The sequence below is a fragment of the Ruegeria sp. CK1 genome, assembly GCF_056536545.1.
Window position 1 is genome coordinate 207,044 of the sequence record NZ_JBQFPX010000002.1, and the last position, 15,584, is coordinate 222,627.

The following is a 15,584-nucleotide window of genomic DNA, read 5'->3' on the forward strand; positions in this document are numbered from 1 at the left end:
AATATTCCCGGCGGAGGCACAATTTTTTCAGCGCGTCGCCTTCGCCCCGCCAAACAGCAACCGGATCATGAGCGCAATCGACAATCTTCCCCCGCTGCGCGAAGTCATCGCAGCCCACCAACTTTCGGCTCGCAAGTCGCTTGGGCAGAACTTTCTGCTGGACCTGAACCTTACTGCCAAAATCGCGCGGCAGGCCGGAGACCTTACTGAATGCGACGTGCTGGAAATCGGCCCCGGCCCTGGTGGCTTGACCCGTGGGCTGCTGTCAGAAGGTGCACGCAAGGTCGTCGCAGTCGAGAAAGACACCCGCTGTATTGCTGCCCTGAACGACATCGCCACAGCTTATCCGGGCCGGTTAGAAGTTATCAACGGCGATGCGTTAGAGATCGACCCGCTAGAGCACCTGACACCCCCGATCCGCATCGCGGCCAATTTGCCTTATAACGTGGGTACTGAGTTGTTGGTGCGTTGGCTGACCCCCCCGGAATGGCCGCCATTCTGGAAGAGCCTGACTCTGATGTTCCAACGCGAGGTTGCCGAGCGCATCGTCGCCCAACCTGGCAGCAAGGCCTATGGCCGCCTTGCGATCCTTGCTCAGTGGAGGGCCGAAGCGCGTATTGCCATGTCGCTGCCGCCCGGGGCATTCACTCCGCCGCCCAAGGTCTCCAGCGCTGTGGTCCACCTGACCGCCCTGCCCGAACCACGATACCCAGCTGATGCCGCCACCCTTTCGCGTGTGGTGGCCGCTGCCTTCAACCAACGCCGCAAGATGCTGCGCGCATCGCTGAAAGGCGTCGCGCGTGACATCGAAGACCGCCTGCTGGCTGCCGGAATCCAGCCTACCGAACGGGCAGAGCAAGTCCCGCTTGAAGCGTTTTGTGCTTTGGCACGCGAGGTCCAAAGGGTCTAAATGCAAAAAGCCCCGGTGCATCCCGGGGCTTTGCAATTTCAGTGTAAGTTTTTACTCAGCCGCTTCTGGCGCGTCGCCATCTGTTTTGGGCGCATCCTCGGCGGGTGCAGCCTTGGGCTTACGCGCTCGAGGACGACGTGCAGGCTTTTCTTTCTTCTCAGGAGCCTCAGCCGCTGGTGCAGCATCTTTGCTTTCGGGCGTTTCAACCAACCCACTTTCCGGTGCGGCCTCAGGCGCGCCGAAATCCATCACATCAGGTTGGGGCGTCTCTGCCGGGTCAGCTTGTCGGGCAGCTTCACGCTCCTGACGCTCGGCTCGTTCGCGGTCGCGCTCTGCCTGGCGTTCACGGTTCTGGCGCTCCTGCTCTTCGCGGCGTGCTTCGATTTCACGCTGCGCTTCGCTGAGAAGGCGCAGATAATGTTCCGCGTGTTGCTGAAAATTCTCAGCGGCCACACGGTCATTTGAAAGCTGCGCGTCGCGCGCCAATTGGTTGTATTTGTCAATGATCTGCTGGGGCGTACCGCGCACCTTACCCTCAGGACCCGAGCTGTCGAAAACCCGGTTTACGACGTTGCCGCCGGAAGGACGATTGCGGTTGTTCTTGGCCCGCGAGCGGGATTTGGAAGATCTCATCTTACTTTACGTCAGCCTTGTCATTCGATGCCGATCACGTCGCGTCCTGCACTGCTCAAGGGCTGTAGCCGTCACGCGATGTCGACTTTTTTGGGCTTGGCGTCAGGGGCCCGCTGTAACAGCGTCAACCTCTCCGACTAACTCTGAGTAAGCATGTCCAGAGCGCGCAGACAAGAGGTTTATCCAAAATTTCGCAGCTTTTTTACATTAATCGGCGTTTTTCAGCCTCAGTGTTACACGCTATTGCGGCATTCTTGCGACAACAACACGGTCGCGACCGTCCAGATCGGGTATGATCCTGGTTTCAGACAGCCCAGCTGCTTGGAATAACGCTGCGACGCTCTGACCTTGTGTAGGCCCAATTTCAACCAAGATACGCCCCCCGGGAATCAGGAAATCCGGAGCCGAAGCCGCGATTCGGCGATAGGCTCCAAGACCGTCGCCCTCATCGGTCAACGCCAGGCGCGGTTCGTGCTCGCGCACCTCCGGGGAAAGCTCATTCATCTCTGACAGGGAAATGTAGGGCGGATTGGAAACAATCAGATCAAACTCACCCTCAATGTTTTCAAACCAGTCCGAGCGCGAAATCTCCACTCTATCTTGAACGTTGTGCTGAACGGCGTTCGCGCTGGCCTGCAAACACGCGGCCTCGCTTAAATCGACACCAACGCCGGACGCACTGGCGCGTTCAACAAGAAGTGTAATCAGGATGCAACCCGAACCCACGCCAAGGTCTAACACGTGATCAAACGGCTCGCTCAGTGCCGCCTCGACAAGCACTTCAGTTTCAGGGCGCGGGTCCAACACATCGCGGCTGACACGAAAACGACGGCCATAGAATTCCCGCTCGCCCAAAAGATGGGACACCGGGACGCGAACAGCCCGAAGTGAAATCAGCTGGTCATAGCGCTCCGCTATTTCTGGCGATAGCTCTTCGGGTGCGATCAAAGTAACCCTGCTGGCCTCTATGCGTGCGGCGTGGGCCAGAAGAACACGAGCATCGCGCGCCGGATCATCTACGCCTGCCGCCCGTAGGCGCGCGGTGGCAGCGACCATCGCCTGCGCAGCTGTCAGGGCCGCGATCATTGCGCCATCTCAGCCAGTAGTCGCGCCTGATCATCTGCGGTCAACGCATCGATCACTTCGTCCAGATCGCCCTGCATCACCTGATCCAGCTTGTAGAGCGTCAGGTTAATGCGGTGATCTGTCATACGCCCCTGTGGGAAATTATAAGTTCGAATACGCTCTGACCGGTCCCCCGACCCCACCTGACTGGCGCGATCAGCCGAGCGTTCACTGTCGATCCGCTGCCTCTCAAGATCGTAAAGGCGGGTTTTCAGCACCTGCATCGCGATCTCGCGGTTGCGGTGCTGTGATTTCTCCGAGCTGGTTACAACAAGACCTGTGGGCAAATGCGTGATACGCACCGCCGAGTCCGTCGTGTTTACGTGCTGACCACCGGCACCGGAAGATCGCATCGTATCGATGCGGATATCATTCGCATCGATTTGAATATCAACGTCTTCGGCTTCGGGCAGTACGGCAACGGTTGCGGCCGAGGTATGAATCCGCCCTCCACTCTCAGTTTCGGGCACGCGCTGTACACGGTGCACACCGGATTCGTACTTCATCCGCGCAAAGACATTGTCGCCTTTGATATGGGCTACAACTTCCTTGATGCCTCCCAGATCAGACGCCTGCTCTTCGATGATCTCAAACTGCCAACCACGACCTTCGGCATAGCGCTGATACATACGAAGAAGGTCTCCTGCGAATAAGGCGGCCTCATCCCCACCGGTGCCAGGGCGAATTTCCAACATCGCCGGGCGCGCGTCTGCCTTGTCTCTCGGCAACAAAGCCAGTTGCAGTGCGTGCTCTGCCTCGGGAATTTTGACCTGCAGGCCGGGAATTTCCTCTTCAGCCAATTCCTTCATATCTGGATCAGCCAGCATGGCTTGGGCCTCATCCAGATCTGCAACCAACTGGCGCCAGGCAAGTATCTGATCAACCACAGGCTTAAGGTCCGAATACTCCTTAGCCAAGGCCGCAATATCCCCGCCCGAGGCGCCATCAGCCATGGCGGCTTCGAGGTATTGGAATCTCTGAGTTATCTGTTCTAGGCGTTCTTCGGGGATCATCAGCGCGGTGTCTATCAATCCGACGCTTTGGTCAAGGCCCGTCCCTATGCTAAGCTGTCGCTATGACACGTTTGGTACTTGTTTTTTTGCTATGTGCAGCGCCTGCCATGGCTGACGTTGTTGGCCCAGGTGGCAAGGTTCAGGATTGCTATTGCACTGATAAATCCGGCACGCGCGTGGAACTGGGCGAAATGATCTGCCTGCAAGTCGACGGCCGCATGTTCACGGCCCAATGCCAAATGTCACTGAACGTGCCGATGTGGCGAGAGGTTCAGGAAGGGTGCCTGTCGTCAGGGCTGCATTTCAGCAATCCACCTGTCGACTCGGGTTTTGTTCACACCAAAGTCTCGCCTGCCAAATCTTAGACGTCCGTTGATGCGTAATATGTCCCCATCTTGCTGAGCAGTCGTGTAGTCTGGAAAGCCGATGATCTTGGTTCGAGTGATATAGGTGATCATTCCCTCGCTAACCGATCCGGCTAAAACAGTAGTCCGCGGAGACATGCGTGCCACGGCATCTAGGCGGGCCAATCCGTCAGGGCCCGTTTCGATCACACGATGAACGCCCCCTTGCAAATCGCGATCCACCTCGACCCCCGGTGCTACATGCCACTTTGCCGGATCTGACGGCGCAAATCGAATGTAGGCGACGAGTGTCACAGCCAAGCCAACGGCCAGCCAAAAAACCATATTTCTCATCCTAAATCCGTTCTTGCCACAGACCATATTCCGATCACGAGTTCGGACAAGAAGCTCTTAACCTTACCGCGACGTCACCCCGGGCAGGATGCATAACATCTCGAACAAAAGGTTCGCCGCTGTCAGGGCTGTGTTGCCCGAAGGATCATAAGGCGGAGAGACCTCGACCAGATCACAACCGACCACTTTCATACCGCCAAGCGCATGAATCAGTTGCAACGCCTGCGGCGTGGTTAGGCCGCCAATCTCGGGTGTCCCGGTACCGGGAGCAAAAGAAGGGTCCAAGCTGTCGATATCATACGAGATATAGACAGGGTGATCCCCAACTGTCTTGCGTATCTGCGACCCGATCTCGGTCAAATTCTGCTGCCACAAGTCCCACGCTGGGAACTGGCGAAAACCCCATTCCTTTGCCTCGGTGAAATCGCTAGCCGCGTAGCCTGAACCGCGAATTCCGATTTGAAAGGTCATGTCAGGGACGATCAACCCCTCTTCGTAAGCCCGGCGGAAGACAGTGCCGTGGGTTTCCTTTTCTCCGAACATCTCATCATTCACGTCTGCATGAGCGTCCACATGGACCAAGGCCACGGGCCCATGCTTGGCCGCAACTGCCCGTAATATTGGAAGGGTGATCGAGTGGTCGCCCCCCATCGCCACCGGAAGCACTCCCTGCGCCAGAATGGCGTCATAGCTCTCCTTAATAATCTTCAGACTATCGGCGAGCGAGAATGTATTGATTGCCAAATCGCCGATATCCGCGATCTGCAAACTGTCGAAAGGGGCCGCAGAGTTTGCCATGTTATAAGGCCGGATCATTGCGCTTTCGCTGCGGATTTGTTTCGGCCCGAACCGCGTCCCTGACCGCCACGATGTCCCGATATCCATCGGTATCCCCAAAACAGCGACATCCAACCTGGCTAGTGAGCTGACCTGCGGCAGGCGCATAAACGTGTTCGGCCCCGAAAATCGCGCAAGATCATTGCCGCTGATCGGTTGGTTGAAATCTGTCATGCCCGTGTGTCTCCCGTCCGAACTTTTGGTTAACCAATTACCTGAAAGTTGGCTAACCAAAGGTTAAGGCATCAATTTATTCCATCCCAACAAGCAGATAATCTGCGTGGCCACATGTGCGCCTGCAATCGCTGTCGCGCCGGATGTGTCATAGGGCGGAGAGACCTCAACCACGTCTCCGCCTTTGATATTGATCCCAGCGATATCTCGCAGGATGATCTGAGCCTGGATGGATGTTATCCCGCCCCAGACTGGCGTGCCGGTACCAGGCGCAAAAGCCGGGTCCAACCCGTCGATATCAAAGCTCAGGTAAACTGGACTGTCGCCCAAAATGCCCTTGATCTTTTGCGCCACAGCGGCAGGGCCAGATTCGTAAACCTCACGCGCGTCGATAATGTTGACGCCCAGCGTGTCCTCGTTGGTCGTTCGGATTCCGACCTGGACCGAACGTTTCGGGTCGACGATCCCAGACTTCACTGCCTTGTAGAACATGGTCCCGTGATCCACACGGGTCATGTCGTCATCGGCCCAGGTGTCCGTATGCGCATCAAATTGCAACAGGGACATCGGCCCGTATTTCTCAGCATAAGCCTTTAGAATCGGAAAGCTGATATAATGGTCGCCGCCCAAAGAAACCGAGGCCACGTTGGCAGCCAGAATAGTGCGGATGTGATCTGTTAGCGTATCGGGAAAAGCTGGTATGTTGGCGTAGTCATAGGCCACATCGCCATAGTCCACGATCGCCAACTCACTAAGCGCATCAAAGGGCCAGCCATACGGTGCGTCGGGCGATTGCAATGCGCTAGCCTCACGAATAGCACGGGGACCAAGGCGCGTGCCGGGTCGATTGGTCACTGCTTGATCGAAGGGCACTCCGGTGACCGCTATATCTACGCCCTTTAGGTCTTTCGTATAGAGCCGCCGCAGGAACGACGTCGCCCCACCGAACGTGTTTTCATACGACAACCCTTTGAGGTCCGGATTGGTAAATGCCTCGTCTACTTGGTTTTTTGCGTCTTCTAAACCCATTTATTCCCCCCGTCAGCCCAGTGGCTGCGCCTTTTCTACGATCCGCGCAAAGAACGAAGCGCCCACCGGCGCAATCTCGTCGTTGAAGTTGTATTTCGGATGGTGCAACCCGGCGCCCTCTCCCTGCCCCAAGTTCAGATACGCGCCCGGTCGGGCCTGAAGCATGTACGAGAAATCTTCGGCCCCCATATTTCGGGTCATGTTTTCAATCACGTGATCCGGCCCCGAGATTTCACGCGCGACATCGGCTGCGAAAGTTGCCTTTCCAGCGTCGTTAATCGTGGCTGGATAGTTCACCTCGTAGTCCAGCCTTGCCTCGACACCGTAACTGGCCGCCTGCCCCTGCACGATCTGCTCCATCCGCTCCATCACCATCTTTTGCACAGCAGGATCAAAGGTTCGGACCGTGCCGTTAATATAGGCGGTATCGGGGATCACGTTATTCACCGTCCCCGTGTGGATTTGCGTGACCGAGATAACCAAGTCGTCCAGCGCATGGTGATTGCGACTGACGATCGTTTGAAGCGCTTGCGCGATCCCGCAGGCTGCCATCACCGGATCGCGTGTTTCATGGGGCATGGCACCATGGCCCCCAACGCCCTGAATATACACATGGAACGTATCTACTGCCGCCATGATCGCCCCGGGCGTGGTGTGAAAATCCCCCTCAGGCGTACCTGGCGCATTGTGCAGCGCATAGACCTGCGAGATATCGAAGCGATCCATGATCCCTTCTTCGACCATCACACCAGCACCGCCGCCCTCTTCCTCGGCAGGTTGAAAGATTAGCGCCACGCGGCCTCGGAAATTCCGTGTCTCAGCCAGATACCGCGCGGCCCCCAGCAACATCGTTGTGTGCCCATCATGGCCACATGCGTGCATCTTACCCGGGTTTCTTGAGGCATATTCAACGCCGGTCTCCTCGGGGATCGGCAGCGCATCCATATCGGCCCGCAGGCCAATGGTCGGCCCCTCGCCCTGGCCATTGATGATCGCCACAATGCCGGTTTTGGCGATGCCTGCATGCAGCTCATCCACGCCAAATTCACGCAGACGGTCCGCCACAAAAGCAGCCGTTTCATGGCATTCGAATTCAAGCTCGGGGATCGAGTGCAGATGTTGACGCCACGCAGCCATATCGGCAGAGAAATCAGCAATTCGGTTGACGACGGGCATATGGGGTGGACTCCTGATCCTGACTGCGGAATGGATGCATCTGACACCGGAACGAAAGGGTTCGCAATGGCCGAAAATCCTCTGATCCATGACAGCGACGCCGGGATCGAGCGTTTGCTGGAAATCATGCGCCGCCTACGCGACCCGCAATCCGGTTGCCCGTGGGACATCGAACAGGATTTTTCGACAATCGCACCCTACACGATCGAAGAAGCCTATGAGGTCGCTGACGCCATCGAACGCGAGGCCTATGACGAGCTGAAGGGCGAGCTAGGCGACCTGCTGTTCCAATCCGTGTTCCACGCGCAAATGGCTGAAGAAGCTGGGCATTTCACCTTTCAGGACGTTGTCCGCACCATGTCGGACAAGATGGTTGCCCGTCACCCGCATGTGTTCGGTGACGAATCCCGTGACAAGTCCGCCGATCAGCAGACTAAGGACTGGGAGACCATCAAGGCGGCGGAACGCGCAGGCAAAGAACAGAAAGGCGCGTTGGACGGTGTAGCTGCGAACCTGCCCGCCCTGCTGCGTGCACACAAACTGCAAAAACGCGCCGCCCGTGTTGGGTTCGACTGGCCCGACGCCAGCCATGTGCTGGCCAAAATCACCGAAGAGGCCGCTGAACTGGAAGAGGCACGCGACAGCAAAGATGCTGACGCGCTGGAAGATGAATTTGGCGATCTGCTGTTCGTAATGGTCAATCTGGGCCGCCATCTTGGCATCGAACCCGAGGCCGCTTTGCGCCGCACCAATGCCAAATTCACCCGCCGATTTGAACAGGTCGAAGCACGGTTAGCCTCGCGCGGCAAGACGCCATCGCAAAGCGATCTAGCCGAGATGGATGCGCTTTGGGACGAAGTAAAAACGGAAGAGCATCGCGCCAACGGCAAACTCCCGCCTGTCGATGCCGCAACCGGGGCCTGAAACCACTAGACAAGTGCTGTGACACTTGCGAGTGTCCGCGCTTCAAGACCCGGGAGGCAACAATGGCGCCGCGCAAAATCATTATCGACACCGATCCCGGCCAGGACGACGCCGTAGCAATCTTGCTGGCACTTGCCAGTCCTGAAGAGATCGACGTTCTGGGAATCACCGCCGTCGCCGGAAACGTACCGCTGGAATTAACTGCAAAGAACGCACGCATTGTCTGTGAGTTGGCCGGGCATTCACACATCCCCGTTTACGCTGGGTGTGACCGCCCGTTGAACCGCCCATTGGTTACAGCCGAGCACGTACATGGAAAGACCGGGCTGGACGGCCCTGTTTTGCCTGATCCTACGACACCACTAGCCGATGGCCATGCAGTCGATTTCATTATCGATACCCTGCGCGCGCACGAGCCTAAGACAGTCACGCTGTGTCCATTGGGGCCTTTGACCAACATTGCCACAGCCTTTCAGAAAGCCCCTGACATCATTGATCGGGTTCAGGAAATCGTGCTGATGGGAGGTGCATATTTCGAGGTCGGGAACATAACTCCGGCAGCAGAATTCAACATTTACGTCGACCCAGAAGCCGCTGAAATTGTGTTTCAATCTGGCGTTCACATCGTGGTCATGCCGCTAGATGTCACCCATGACGCGCTGGTTACGAAACACCGAAACGACGCGTTCCGTGCGCTTGAGTCCAATGTCGGTCATGCCGTGGCCGAAATGACGGATTTCTTCGAAAGGTATGACAGGGAAAAATACGGCTCTGAAGGCGCACCGCTGCACGACCCGTGTGTGACTGCATATCTGATAAAACCCGAGCTGTTTTCTGGTCGTCACATCAACGTTCAAATTGAAACTCAATCTGACCTGACTCTTGGGATGACCGTCGCTGATTGGTGGCGCGTCACAGACCATCCGCCCAATGCGATGTTCATGGGGGATATCGACGCTGACGGGTTCTTTGACCTACTAACAGAAAGGCTGGCCCGCCTATGAGCGCCGCACTGAAACTCGCCCGCCCCGAAGATCTGGACCGCCTAATGGCGCTGGTTACGGCTTTTCACGCCGAGTCCGGGATCACGCAGGATGCAGACCAAACTCGCAACGCGCTAGGTCCCTTGCTTGAAGGCATCCCCCACGGGTGCGTCTACCTCATCGGTCCTGGTCGCGCGCCGCTGGGGTATATCGTGCTGACTTTCGGCTGGTCGGTCGAATTCGGTGGCATGGACGGCTTTGTCGACGAAATATACATCCGCCCGGCTGTTCGCGGGCGCGGGATCGCCACCGAGGTTCTCCTCGCGTTGCCGAAAGCCCTTGCAGGTGCAGGACTTACCGCCTTACATCTTGAAGTCGACCGCGCCAATGCAGCCACACAAAACCTTTATCTGCGCACAGGGTTCAGACCGCGCGACCGGTATATGCTAATGAGCAAGACGCTTTAGCGCGCCTCAATCCCCATATCCATCCCAGGAACATCCATGTCCATCACAGGATCTGTCGACGAGGCTGACAGACCGGTAACCGGATAGGTACCTGGGCCGGAACAAGCGGCCAACACCCCGATTGAGAGAAAGCAAATCGTCAGAAGGAACTTTGGAACAGGCATCGTATTCTCCTCTCTGCAATAGAGAATGAATATCAAGAATACTTTACCATACGTTAGGAACTAGTTCACACATAACAGTCATTAAATTGCCTCAATTTAGACATTATGCTGTGAATCAAGGGCTTGGGCGGCAAAATAACTCGAAGATTTAACCCGGCTTGCCCGACTGTAATGGCATCTCGAAAAACAACAGATGCCCTTCTGCGATCTCCGGAATCTCGGAATATGCATCCCGCTGGTGAAATCCTATTGAGAGGTAAAGGCGGGTCGCCGCCAGCAACGGCTTACCGGTGTCCATGCGAATTAAATCAAAACCTTGATCTCGGCATTTTTGTATCAATGACAGCATGATAGCACGGCCTGCACCCGTGCCGCGCGCGCGGTCCTGGACGAAAACGCGTTTGATCTCGGCCACGCCCGGCTCGATTGTGTGGAACATGCCGCATCCGACGGGCTGATTGTCTTTCAGCGCCAGACAGGCTCCACCGTTAGGTGCGCAGTGTTCAACCTCGATGGTTTCCATGACGCGGGCATATTTGTCCTGCGAATAAATGGTCTGAACAATACGCTGCGATTTCTCATCCAGTGTCAGCAGGAAATCGCGGTATTCCCAACACAAACGCCGGACCGCATCAAAGTGATCCGGCGTTCTTGGTTCTATGATGCTAAGCAATCGCTGATCCTCAGATAGGTTTGAGGATCAGAATACCACTCAGTTCTTAAGGATCGAAGCCCCGGCGTATTCGGCAACCTCACCCAGAGATTCCTCGATACGGATCAATTGGTTGTATTTGGCCAACCGGTCCGACCGCGCTAGCGAGCCGGTTTTGATCTGACCGCAATTGGTCGCCACGGCCAAATCGGCAATCGTGGCATCCTCGGTCTCGCCCGAACGGTGCGACATCACGTTGGTATAGCACGCGCGGTGGGCCATATCGACGGCGCGGAGAGTCTCGGTCAACGAACCAATCTGGTTTACTTTGACCAACATGGAGTTTGCACAACCGCGCTCGATCCCTTCGGCCAGACGTGAGGGATTGGTTACGAACAGGTCGTCACCGACCAGCTGAACCTTGTCGCCAATGGTGTCAGTCAGCGCTTTCCAGCCGTCCCAATCATCTTCGGACATGCCATCTTCGATCGAAATGATCGGGTAGTCGTTGACCAGCGCCGCCAGATAAGCTGCGTTCTCCTCAGAACTCAGCGAAATACCCTCGCCGGACAGCACGTATTTACCATCCTTAAAGTACTCTGTAGCTGCGCAGTCCAGCGCCAAATGGATTTCTTCACCTGGCTTGTATCCTGCCTTTTCGATGGATTTCAGGATGAAGTCCAACGCCTCACGCGTGCTGGCGATGTTCGGCGCAAAGCCACCCTCATCGCCGACGCCGGTTGCCAAACCAGCGGCCGAGAGTTCTTTCTTCAGCGTGTGAAACACTTCGGAACCCATGCGTACAGCTTCGCGGATATTCGCAGCCGAGGTCGGCATGATCATGAATTCCTGAATGTCGATTGGGTTGTCAGCGTGTTCCCCACCGTTGATGATGTTCATCATCGGAACCGGCAGAACCCGCGCCGAAGTGCCCCCGACATACCGATACAGTGGCTGTGTTGTGAAATCGGCTGCCGCCTTCGCGGTCGCCAATGAGACGCCCAGAATGGCATTGGCGCCTAGACGGCCCTTATTCTCAGTCCCGTCCAATTCGATCATAGCGGCGTCGATAGCAACCTGCTCGGTCGCATCAAAGCCCACAAGCTCCTCTGCGATTTCACCGTTTACCGCAGCGACAGCTTCCAGCACGCCTTTGCCCATGTAGCGCGACTTGTCACCATCACGCTTTTCAACGGCCTCGTATGCGCCAGTCGATGCACCTGATGGAACTGCGGCGCGACCCATGGTTCCGTCTTCCAAAATCACGTCGACTTCGACCGTAGGGTTGCCCCGGCTGTCCAGAATTTCGCGTGCGTGGATGTCGATGATGGTACTCATGGGCCCGTCCCTGTGGCTGCAATCAGTTGCACGCCTCTTAGCATCACAGGGCAAAAAGTAAACCGCTCATGTTATCGCTAACACGCTTGTTGACCGGCCTTTAGGGCTATCTGCCCGTTGTTTGCGCAATCGTGCGACAATCCGTCAGACAGCAACCGCCAGTTCGCGGGCCAGTTTGCGTTCCCGCACGAAAGTGTACATCCCAGAGCCTATGATCAAAGTAGCCCCGGCCAATGTCATCGCGTCCGGACGCTCTCCGAACATCAGCATACCCGCCGCAATCGAAAATATAAGCCGCGTATACCGGAAAGGCGTCAACGCCGATGCCTCGCCAATACGCATGGCGGTAACGATACCGTAGTAGCCCAACACACCGAAGCCAATTGCGCCAAGATACGGGCCGATATGAGCCGATTGCACAGCGACAGCAGGTTGTGTCGTCACCAACATCAACGCAAATCCGGACACGGCCACCGCCAAGTACGCCTGCATGGCGACAACGGACGATGCGACACGACTATCCAGTTTGCGCGTGATCAGATCGCGCGCAGCAATGGCAATCACGGTTGCCACAACAAAAAGCGACTCGGGTTGGAAGCCTTCGAAACCTGGCCGGATAATCATTAGAACACCGATGAAGCCCAAGCCAATCGCGCTCCACCGGCGCCAACCGACACTTTCCCCCAAAAACAACGCGGCCCCCATGGTAACAGCCAGCGGCATCGCCTGAAACACTGCGGCCACGGTAGACAAGTCCACAAGTGACAGGGCTGTCACGAAAGTCAGCGCGCCAATCATTTCCGTCCCGGCGCGCGCCAAGGGCAATGCACGCCAGGCCAATGGGTCGAAAATCCGCTTGCGAGTGAACAACGCCAGTAGCGCAAAAAGAAACCCGCAAATAACACCGAGCACCACCATGATCTGTCCGGTCGGCACAGTTACCGACAGAAGCTTGATGAACATATCCTCAAGCGCAAAAGCAGCCATCGCGGCGACGACCAGCAAAATGCCGTTTACGTTGTTCATAGTAATGTCCGTAAGTTTATGCGGCCGCTATATTCGCCGCTTACTCCACGAAAAGCGCAAGATACCCGTTCAGGCAAGCATTATCAGCCCGGAAATCATGAATTCCCGTGCGCCTGACGTTCGCGTTTTGTGATGAGTCAGTCCCGCTCCAGCGGAACGCCATATAGCTCCAGCCGGTGGCCTTTTAGCCTATATCCCAGCTTAGCCGCGATTTTTTCCTGCAGAGCCTCAATCTCGGGATCGACGAATTCGATTACTTCGCCTGATTGCATGTCGATCAGGTGATCGTGATGATCCCGCTCAGCATCCTCATAGCGCGCGCGCCCGTCCCCGAATTCCAGACGCTCCAGAATGCCTGCCTCTTCGAACAGCTTTACGGTTCTGTAGACGGTGGCAATTGAAATACCCGAATCCACCTTAGAGGCACGCGAGTACAGTTCTTCGACATCCGGATGATCTTCGCTTTGCTGCAGCACTTGCGCAATTGTACGGCGCTGCCCCGTCATACGCAGGCCTTTGGCTTCGCAACGGGCGATGATCGTGTCGGACATAAGTGATCCTCAAAGTAGTTCGGGTCTTTGTCTTAAACCCTAAGGGCGGATCACGCCACAGGGGATTTGCACCTTAGGCTACACGCCGCAGATCAGCCCAGATTGGCAAATGGTCCGACGCGATGGGCGCCGGTCGCGTGCTATGTACACCATGCAGTACTGCCTCAAGCCCCTCGCCCAGCGCGATCCGGTCCAGCGCCCCCAAAGGCTGCGCAGCCGGGAAGCTTGGGACAGGCGGCAGGAACTGCATATCGGGGGCCAAATTGTCCAGCACGGGTTGGCGCGACCATTCGTTAAAATCTCCGGCCCAAACAGTAGGCATCTGGGTGAGATCGTCGTCAAAATTGCGAATGTGCGTAATCTGCTGGCGACGGGATGCTGGCAAAAGGCCCAGATGCATTCCCATAACGCGCAATGGCCCGATGTGCGTGTCAAATTCCACCCGAACAGCCCCGCGCGGCTCTAATCCCGGGAGGTCGTGATGCCCAGTCCGGCGCACTCGGATTGCGTCACCTTTCCAGATCACAGCGTTCCCGTGCCAGCCCAGACTACCCGCCCCCCCAAGGTCCACAATTTGCCAGCCGGACTCATCAAGCATGAAGTGCGGCAAAGCAGCCGGACGTGGTGGCAGGCGTTTGTCGGCCTCTTGCAGCACCACTATGTCGGCTTGCATGTTGTCAATAACCTGCATGATGCGCTGAGGCTGCCGGCGAAAATCGAGGCCGACACATTTTTGAATGTTATAGCTGGCAATACGCAGGGTCGATTGGGGTTTCATGAGGCTCTGATCAATCTAGCTGATCCAAAGTGCCATGCTTCTCGCTGGGCGCAACCCCATTGTTAAGAACGGTACCTGAGAAGTCCTGTCTTTACTGTCGGCTGCGCCCGTTCGCCCAATAAACGACCGCAAACGACGGTTTCGCTTGATACGTCACCAGCGTTGTCTCTATGCCGGAACTACAGCATTGGCCAACCACCAGCACATCAGGGCATCAATGGTTTCAAGCAGCATACAGTCGAACAACATCACTCGTGCCAGCATCGTCCTAGTGATCGGCGGTATGATGTGGGGGCTCTATTGGATACCTGTCCGGTTCTTTTTTGACCTCGGCCTGACCGGTCCTTGGCCCGGTATTGCGATGTATAGCTCCGCCCTTCTTGTTCTGGTTCCCTTGGTCTGGCGCGAGCGGTTAACATTGGCATTGCATTGGCGCGATCTTGTGATTAGCGGCATGTTCACTGGCGCGGCTTTCAGCTTGTACTCAATCAGCCTTGTCTACACCGAAGTCGTCCGCTCGATCCTGTTATTCTACCTGACACCCATTTGGGGCACGATACTGGGCGTCCTTTTCCTTAAAGAGCGCATCGGCGTGAGCCGCATTATCGGCCTGCTCTGCGGCATCGGAGGTCTTTTCGTTGTTCTGGGCGGCACAAGTAACCTGCCTGTGCCGAAGAATATAGGCGATTGGCTGGCCTTAGCCTCTGGCATGTGTTGGGCGCTGGGTACGCTGGGCCTCTACCGTACAAACAGCATATCTGTGTCAGGGCAAGTTTTGTCCTTTGTTCTAGGTGCGATGATCCTGTCGATTGTTGGCCTCTTGTTTCTACCCGGCCCTATACTGCCAGACGTCGACGGAACCGATAGCTATTTATTGCTGATCTTTGTTCTGCTCTCGGCCCTCTACATCCTGCCTATGATATTCATGACCATCTGGCCTGCGACACAGCTGTCCCCAGCGCGCGTCGGCATTCTACTGATGAGCGAAGTAGTCGTTGGTCTTGCCTCGGCCGCAATACTGTCCGGTGAACCGTTCGGACTGCGTGAGCTATTGGGAGCTACTCTGATCGTCAGCGCAGCCGCCCTTGAGATTGTTCGAGATTAAG

At 56.4% G+C, this 15,584-nt stretch carries 19 protein-coding genes; 6 read left to right on the plus strand and 13 right to left on the minus strand.

The window, feature by feature from the left end; all coding sequences use genetic code 11:
• The first annotated feature begins 67 nt into the window (after positions 1 to 67).
• Positions 68 to 910 (plus strand): 16S rRNA (adenine(1518)-N(6)/adenine(1519)-N(6))-dimethyltransferase RsmA, encoded by an 843-nt coding sequence (rsmA, locus tag ACR0L3_RS07570; protein ID WP_480744982.1) that lies wholly within the window; start codon positions 68 to 70, stop codon positions 908 to 910.
• Between the two features lie 51 nt (positions 911 to 961).
• On the opposite strand, the gene ACR0L3_RS07575 is transcribed toward rsmA, so the two are convergent.
• From ACR0L3_RS07575 to prfA, 3 genes are all read right to left on the minus strand, one after another.
• Positions 962 to 1,543, minus strand: a complete 582-nt coding sequence (locus ACR0L3_RS07575; RefSeq protein WP_480744983.1) for a DUF4167 domain-containing protein — start codon at positions 1,541 to 1,543, stop codon at positions 962 to 964.
• A gap of 240 nt (positions 1,544 to 1,783) precedes the next feature.
• Entirely contained in the window at positions 1,784 to 2,629 is an 846-nt protein-coding gene (gene prmC, locus ACR0L3_RS07580) for a peptide chain release factor N(5)-glutamine methyltransferase (RefSeq protein ID WP_480744985.1), read from the minus strand.
• Positions 2,626 to 3,681 carry a peptide chain release factor 1 gene (gene prfA, locus ACR0L3_RS07585; RefSeq protein WP_480745446.1) on the minus strand — a complete coding sequence of 352 codons (1,056 nt, stop codon included), beginning with the start codon at positions 3,679 to 3,681 and terminating at the stop codon, positions 2,626 to 2,628. The genes prmC and prfA overlap by 4 nt, the downstream gene beginning before the upstream one ends.
• A gap of 62 nt (positions 3,682 to 3,743) precedes the next feature.
• Between prfA and ACR0L3_RS07590 the strand changes: the two genes are divergently transcribed.
• Positions 3,744 to 4,046 (plus strand): hypothetical protein, encoded by a 303-nt coding sequence (locus tag ACR0L3_RS07590; protein WP_480744987.1) that lies wholly within the window; start codon positions 3,744 to 3,746, stop codon positions 4,044 to 4,046.
• On the opposite strand, the gene ACR0L3_RS07595 is transcribed toward ACR0L3_RS07590, so the two are convergent.
• From ACR0L3_RS07595 to ACR0L3_RS07610, 4 genes are all read right to left on the minus strand, one after another.
• Positions 3,972 to 4,370: a DUF1499 domain-containing protein gene (locus ACR0L3_RS07595; RefSeq protein WP_480744988.1), complete on the minus strand. Its 399-nt coding sequence runs from the start codon at positions 4,368 to 4,370 to the stop codon at positions 3,972 to 3,974. The genes ACR0L3_RS07590 and ACR0L3_RS07595 overlap by 75 nt on opposite strands.
• 72 nt (positions 4,371 to 4,442) lie before the next feature.
• Positions 4,443 to 5,390: an agmatinase gene (gene speB, locus ACR0L3_RS07600; RefSeq protein WP_480744990.1), complete on the minus strand. Its 948-nt coding sequence runs from the start codon at positions 5,388 to 5,390 to the stop codon at positions 4,443 to 4,445.
• A 63-nt stretch (positions 5,391 to 5,453) separates the two neighbouring features.
• Positions 5,454 to 6,419 carry an agmatinase gene (speB, locus tag ACR0L3_RS07605; protein ID WP_480744992.1) on the minus strand — a complete coding sequence of 322 codons (966 nt, stop codon included), beginning with the start codon at positions 6,417 to 6,419 and terminating at the stop codon, positions 5,454 to 5,456.
• 12 nt (positions 6,420 to 6,431) lie between these two features.
• Complete coding sequence (locus ACR0L3_RS07610) at positions 6,432 to 7,595, minus strand: M20 aminoacylase family protein (RefSeq protein ID WP_480744993.1); 1,164 nt, start codon at positions 7,593 to 7,595, stop codon at positions 6,432 to 6,434.
• Between the two features lie 66 nt (positions 7,596 to 7,661).
• On the opposite strand from ACR0L3_RS07610, the gene mazG reads away from it, so the two are divergent.
• From mazG to ACR0L3_RS07625, 3 genes are all read left to right on the plus strand, one after another.
• Entirely contained in the window at positions 7,662 to 8,519 is an 858-nt protein-coding gene (gene mazG, locus ACR0L3_RS07615; protein WP_480744994.1) for a nucleoside triphosphate pyrophosphohydrolase, read from the plus strand.
• A 62-nt stretch (positions 8,520 to 8,581) separates the two neighbouring features.
• A complete protein-coding gene (locus tag ACR0L3_RS07620) occupies positions 8,582 to 9,523 on the plus strand; it encodes a nucleoside hydrolase (protein WP_480744996.1) in 942 nt (313 codons plus the stop codon).
• Positions 9,520 to 9,969 (plus strand): GNAT family N-acetyltransferase, encoded by a 450-nt coding sequence (locus ACR0L3_RS07625; RefSeq protein WP_480744998.1) that lies wholly within the window; start codon positions 9,520 to 9,522, stop codon positions 9,967 to 9,969. Before ACR0L3_RS07620 ends, ACR0L3_RS07625 begins: the two co-directional genes overlap by 4 nt.
• Here the strand turns inward: ACR0L3_RS07625 and ACR0L3_RS07630 are convergent.
• From ACR0L3_RS07630 to ACR0L3_RS07655, 6 genes are all read right to left on the minus strand, one after another.
• The gene (locus ACR0L3_RS07630) at positions 9,966 to 10,133 is read right to left on the minus strand and encodes a hypothetical protein (protein WP_480745000.1); all 168 of its coding nucleotides are present in this window, start codon (positions 10,131 to 10,133) and stop codon (positions 9,966 to 9,968) included. The genes ACR0L3_RS07625 and ACR0L3_RS07630 overlap by 4 nt on opposite strands.
• 148 nt (positions 10,134 to 10,281) lie before the next feature.
• Positions 10,282 to 10,806, minus strand: a complete 525-nt coding sequence (locus ACR0L3_RS07635) for a GNAT family N-acetyltransferase (RefSeq protein WP_480745002.1) — start codon at positions 10,804 to 10,806, stop codon at positions 10,282 to 10,284.
• Positions 10,807 to 10,845: 39 nt separating this feature from the next.
• Complete coding sequence (eno, locus tag ACR0L3_RS07640; protein ID WP_480745004.1) at positions 10,846 to 12,123, minus strand: phosphopyruvate hydratase; 1,278 nt, start codon at positions 12,121 to 12,123, stop codon at positions 10,846 to 10,848.
• Positions 12,124 to 12,267: 144 nt separating this feature from the next.
• Positions 12,268 to 13,149, minus strand: a complete 882-nt coding sequence (locus ACR0L3_RS07645) for a DMT family transporter (RefSeq protein ID WP_480745006.1) — start codon at positions 13,147 to 13,149, stop codon at positions 12,268 to 12,270.
• A 137-nt stretch (positions 13,150 to 13,286) separates the two neighbouring features.
• Positions 13,287 to 13,700 carry a Fur family transcriptional regulator gene (locus ACR0L3_RS07650; protein ID WP_480745008.1) on the minus strand — a complete coding sequence of 138 codons (414 nt, stop codon included), beginning with the start codon at positions 13,698 to 13,700 and terminating at the stop codon, positions 13,287 to 13,289.
• A gap of 73 nt (positions 13,701 to 13,773) precedes the next feature.
• Positions 13,774 to 14,478: an endonuclease/exonuclease/phosphatase family protein gene (locus tag ACR0L3_RS07655; protein ID WP_480745010.1), complete on the minus strand. Its 705-nt coding sequence runs from the start codon at positions 14,476 to 14,478 to the stop codon at positions 13,774 to 13,776.
• Positions 14,479 to 14,695: 217 nt separating this feature from the next.
• Here ACR0L3_RS07655 and ACR0L3_RS07660 point away from each other — a divergent pair, with 217 nt between their 5' ends.
• Positions 14,696 to 15,583, plus strand: a complete 888-nt coding sequence (locus tag ACR0L3_RS07660; RefSeq protein ID WP_480745012.1) for a DMT family transporter — start codon at positions 14,696 to 14,698, stop codon at positions 15,581 to 15,583.
• Position 15,584 lies beyond the last annotated feature (1 nt).

What these genes read in the sequence shown, in the direction of transcription:
- rsmA (WP_480744982.1), top strand. Translation starts at nt 68, where the DNA reads ATGAGCGCAATCGACAATCTTCCCCCGCTGCGCGAAGTCATCGCAGCC.
- ACR0L3_RS07575 (WP_480744983.1), bottom strand. Translation starts at nt 1,543, where the DNA reads ATGAGATCTTCCAAATCCCGCTCGCGGGCCAAGAACAACCGCAATCGT.
- prmC (WP_480744985.1), bottom strand. Translation starts at nt 2,629, where the DNA reads ATGATCGCGGCCCTGACAGCTGCGCAGGCGATGGTCGCTGCCACCGCG.
- prfA (WP_480745446.1), bottom strand. Translation starts at nt 3,681, where the DNA reads ATGATCCCCGAAGAACGCCTAGAACAGATAACTCAGAGATTCCAATAC.
- ACR0L3_RS07590 (WP_480744987.1), top strand. Translation starts at nt 3,744, where the DNA reads ATGACACGTTTGGTACTTGTTTTTTTGCTATGTGCAGCGCCTGCCATG.
- ACR0L3_RS07595 (WP_480744988.1), bottom strand. Translation starts at nt 4,370, where the DNA reads ATGGTTTTTTGGCTGGCCGTTGGCTTGGCTGTGACACTCGTCGCCTAC.
- speB (WP_480744990.1), bottom strand. Translation starts at nt 5,390, where the DNA reads ATGACAGATTTCAACCAACCGATCAGCGGCAATGATCTTGCGCGATTT.
- speB (WP_480744992.1), bottom strand. Translation starts at nt 6,419, where the DNA reads ATGGGTTTAGAAGACGCAAAAAACCAAGTAGACGAGGCATTTACCAAT.
- ACR0L3_RS07610 (WP_480744993.1), bottom strand. Translation starts at nt 7,595, where the DNA reads ATGCCCGTCGTCAACCGAATTGCTGATTTCTCTGCCGATATGGCTGCG.
- mazG (WP_480744994.1), top strand. Translation starts at nt 7,662, where the DNA reads ATGGCCGAAAATCCTCTGATCCATGACAGCGACGCCGGGATCGAGCGT.
- ACR0L3_RS07620 (WP_480744996.1), top strand. Translation starts at nt 8,582, where the DNA reads ATGGCGCCGCGCAAAATCATTATCGACACCGATCCCGGCCAGGACGAC.
- ACR0L3_RS07625 (WP_480744998.1), top strand. Translation starts at nt 9,520, where the DNA reads ATGAGCGCCGCACTGAAACTCGCCCGCCCCGAAGATCTGGACCGCCTA.
- ACR0L3_RS07630 (WP_480745000.1), bottom strand. Translation starts at nt 10,133, where the DNA reads ATGCCTGTTCCAAAGTTCCTTCTGACGATTTGCTTTCTCTCAATCGGG.
- eno (WP_480745004.1), bottom strand. Translation starts at nt 12,123, where the DNA reads ATGAGTACCATCATCGACATCCACGCACGCGAAATTCTGGACAGCCGG.
- ACR0L3_RS07645 (WP_480745006.1), bottom strand. Translation starts at nt 13,149, where the DNA reads ATGAACAACGTAAACGGCATTTTGCTGGTCGTCGCCGCGATGGCTGCT.
- ACR0L3_RS07650 (WP_480745008.1), bottom strand. Translation starts at nt 13,700, where the DNA reads ATGTCCGACACGATCATCGCCCGTTGCGAAGCCAAAGGCCTGCGTATG.
- ACR0L3_RS07655 (WP_480745010.1), bottom strand. Translation starts at nt 14,478, where the DNA reads ATGAAACCCCAATCGACCCTGCGTATTGCCAGCTATAACATTCAAAAA.
- ACR0L3_RS07660 (WP_480745012.1), top strand. Translation starts at nt 14,696, where the DNA reads ATGGTTTCAAGCAGCATACAGTCGAACAACATCACTCGTGCCAGCATC.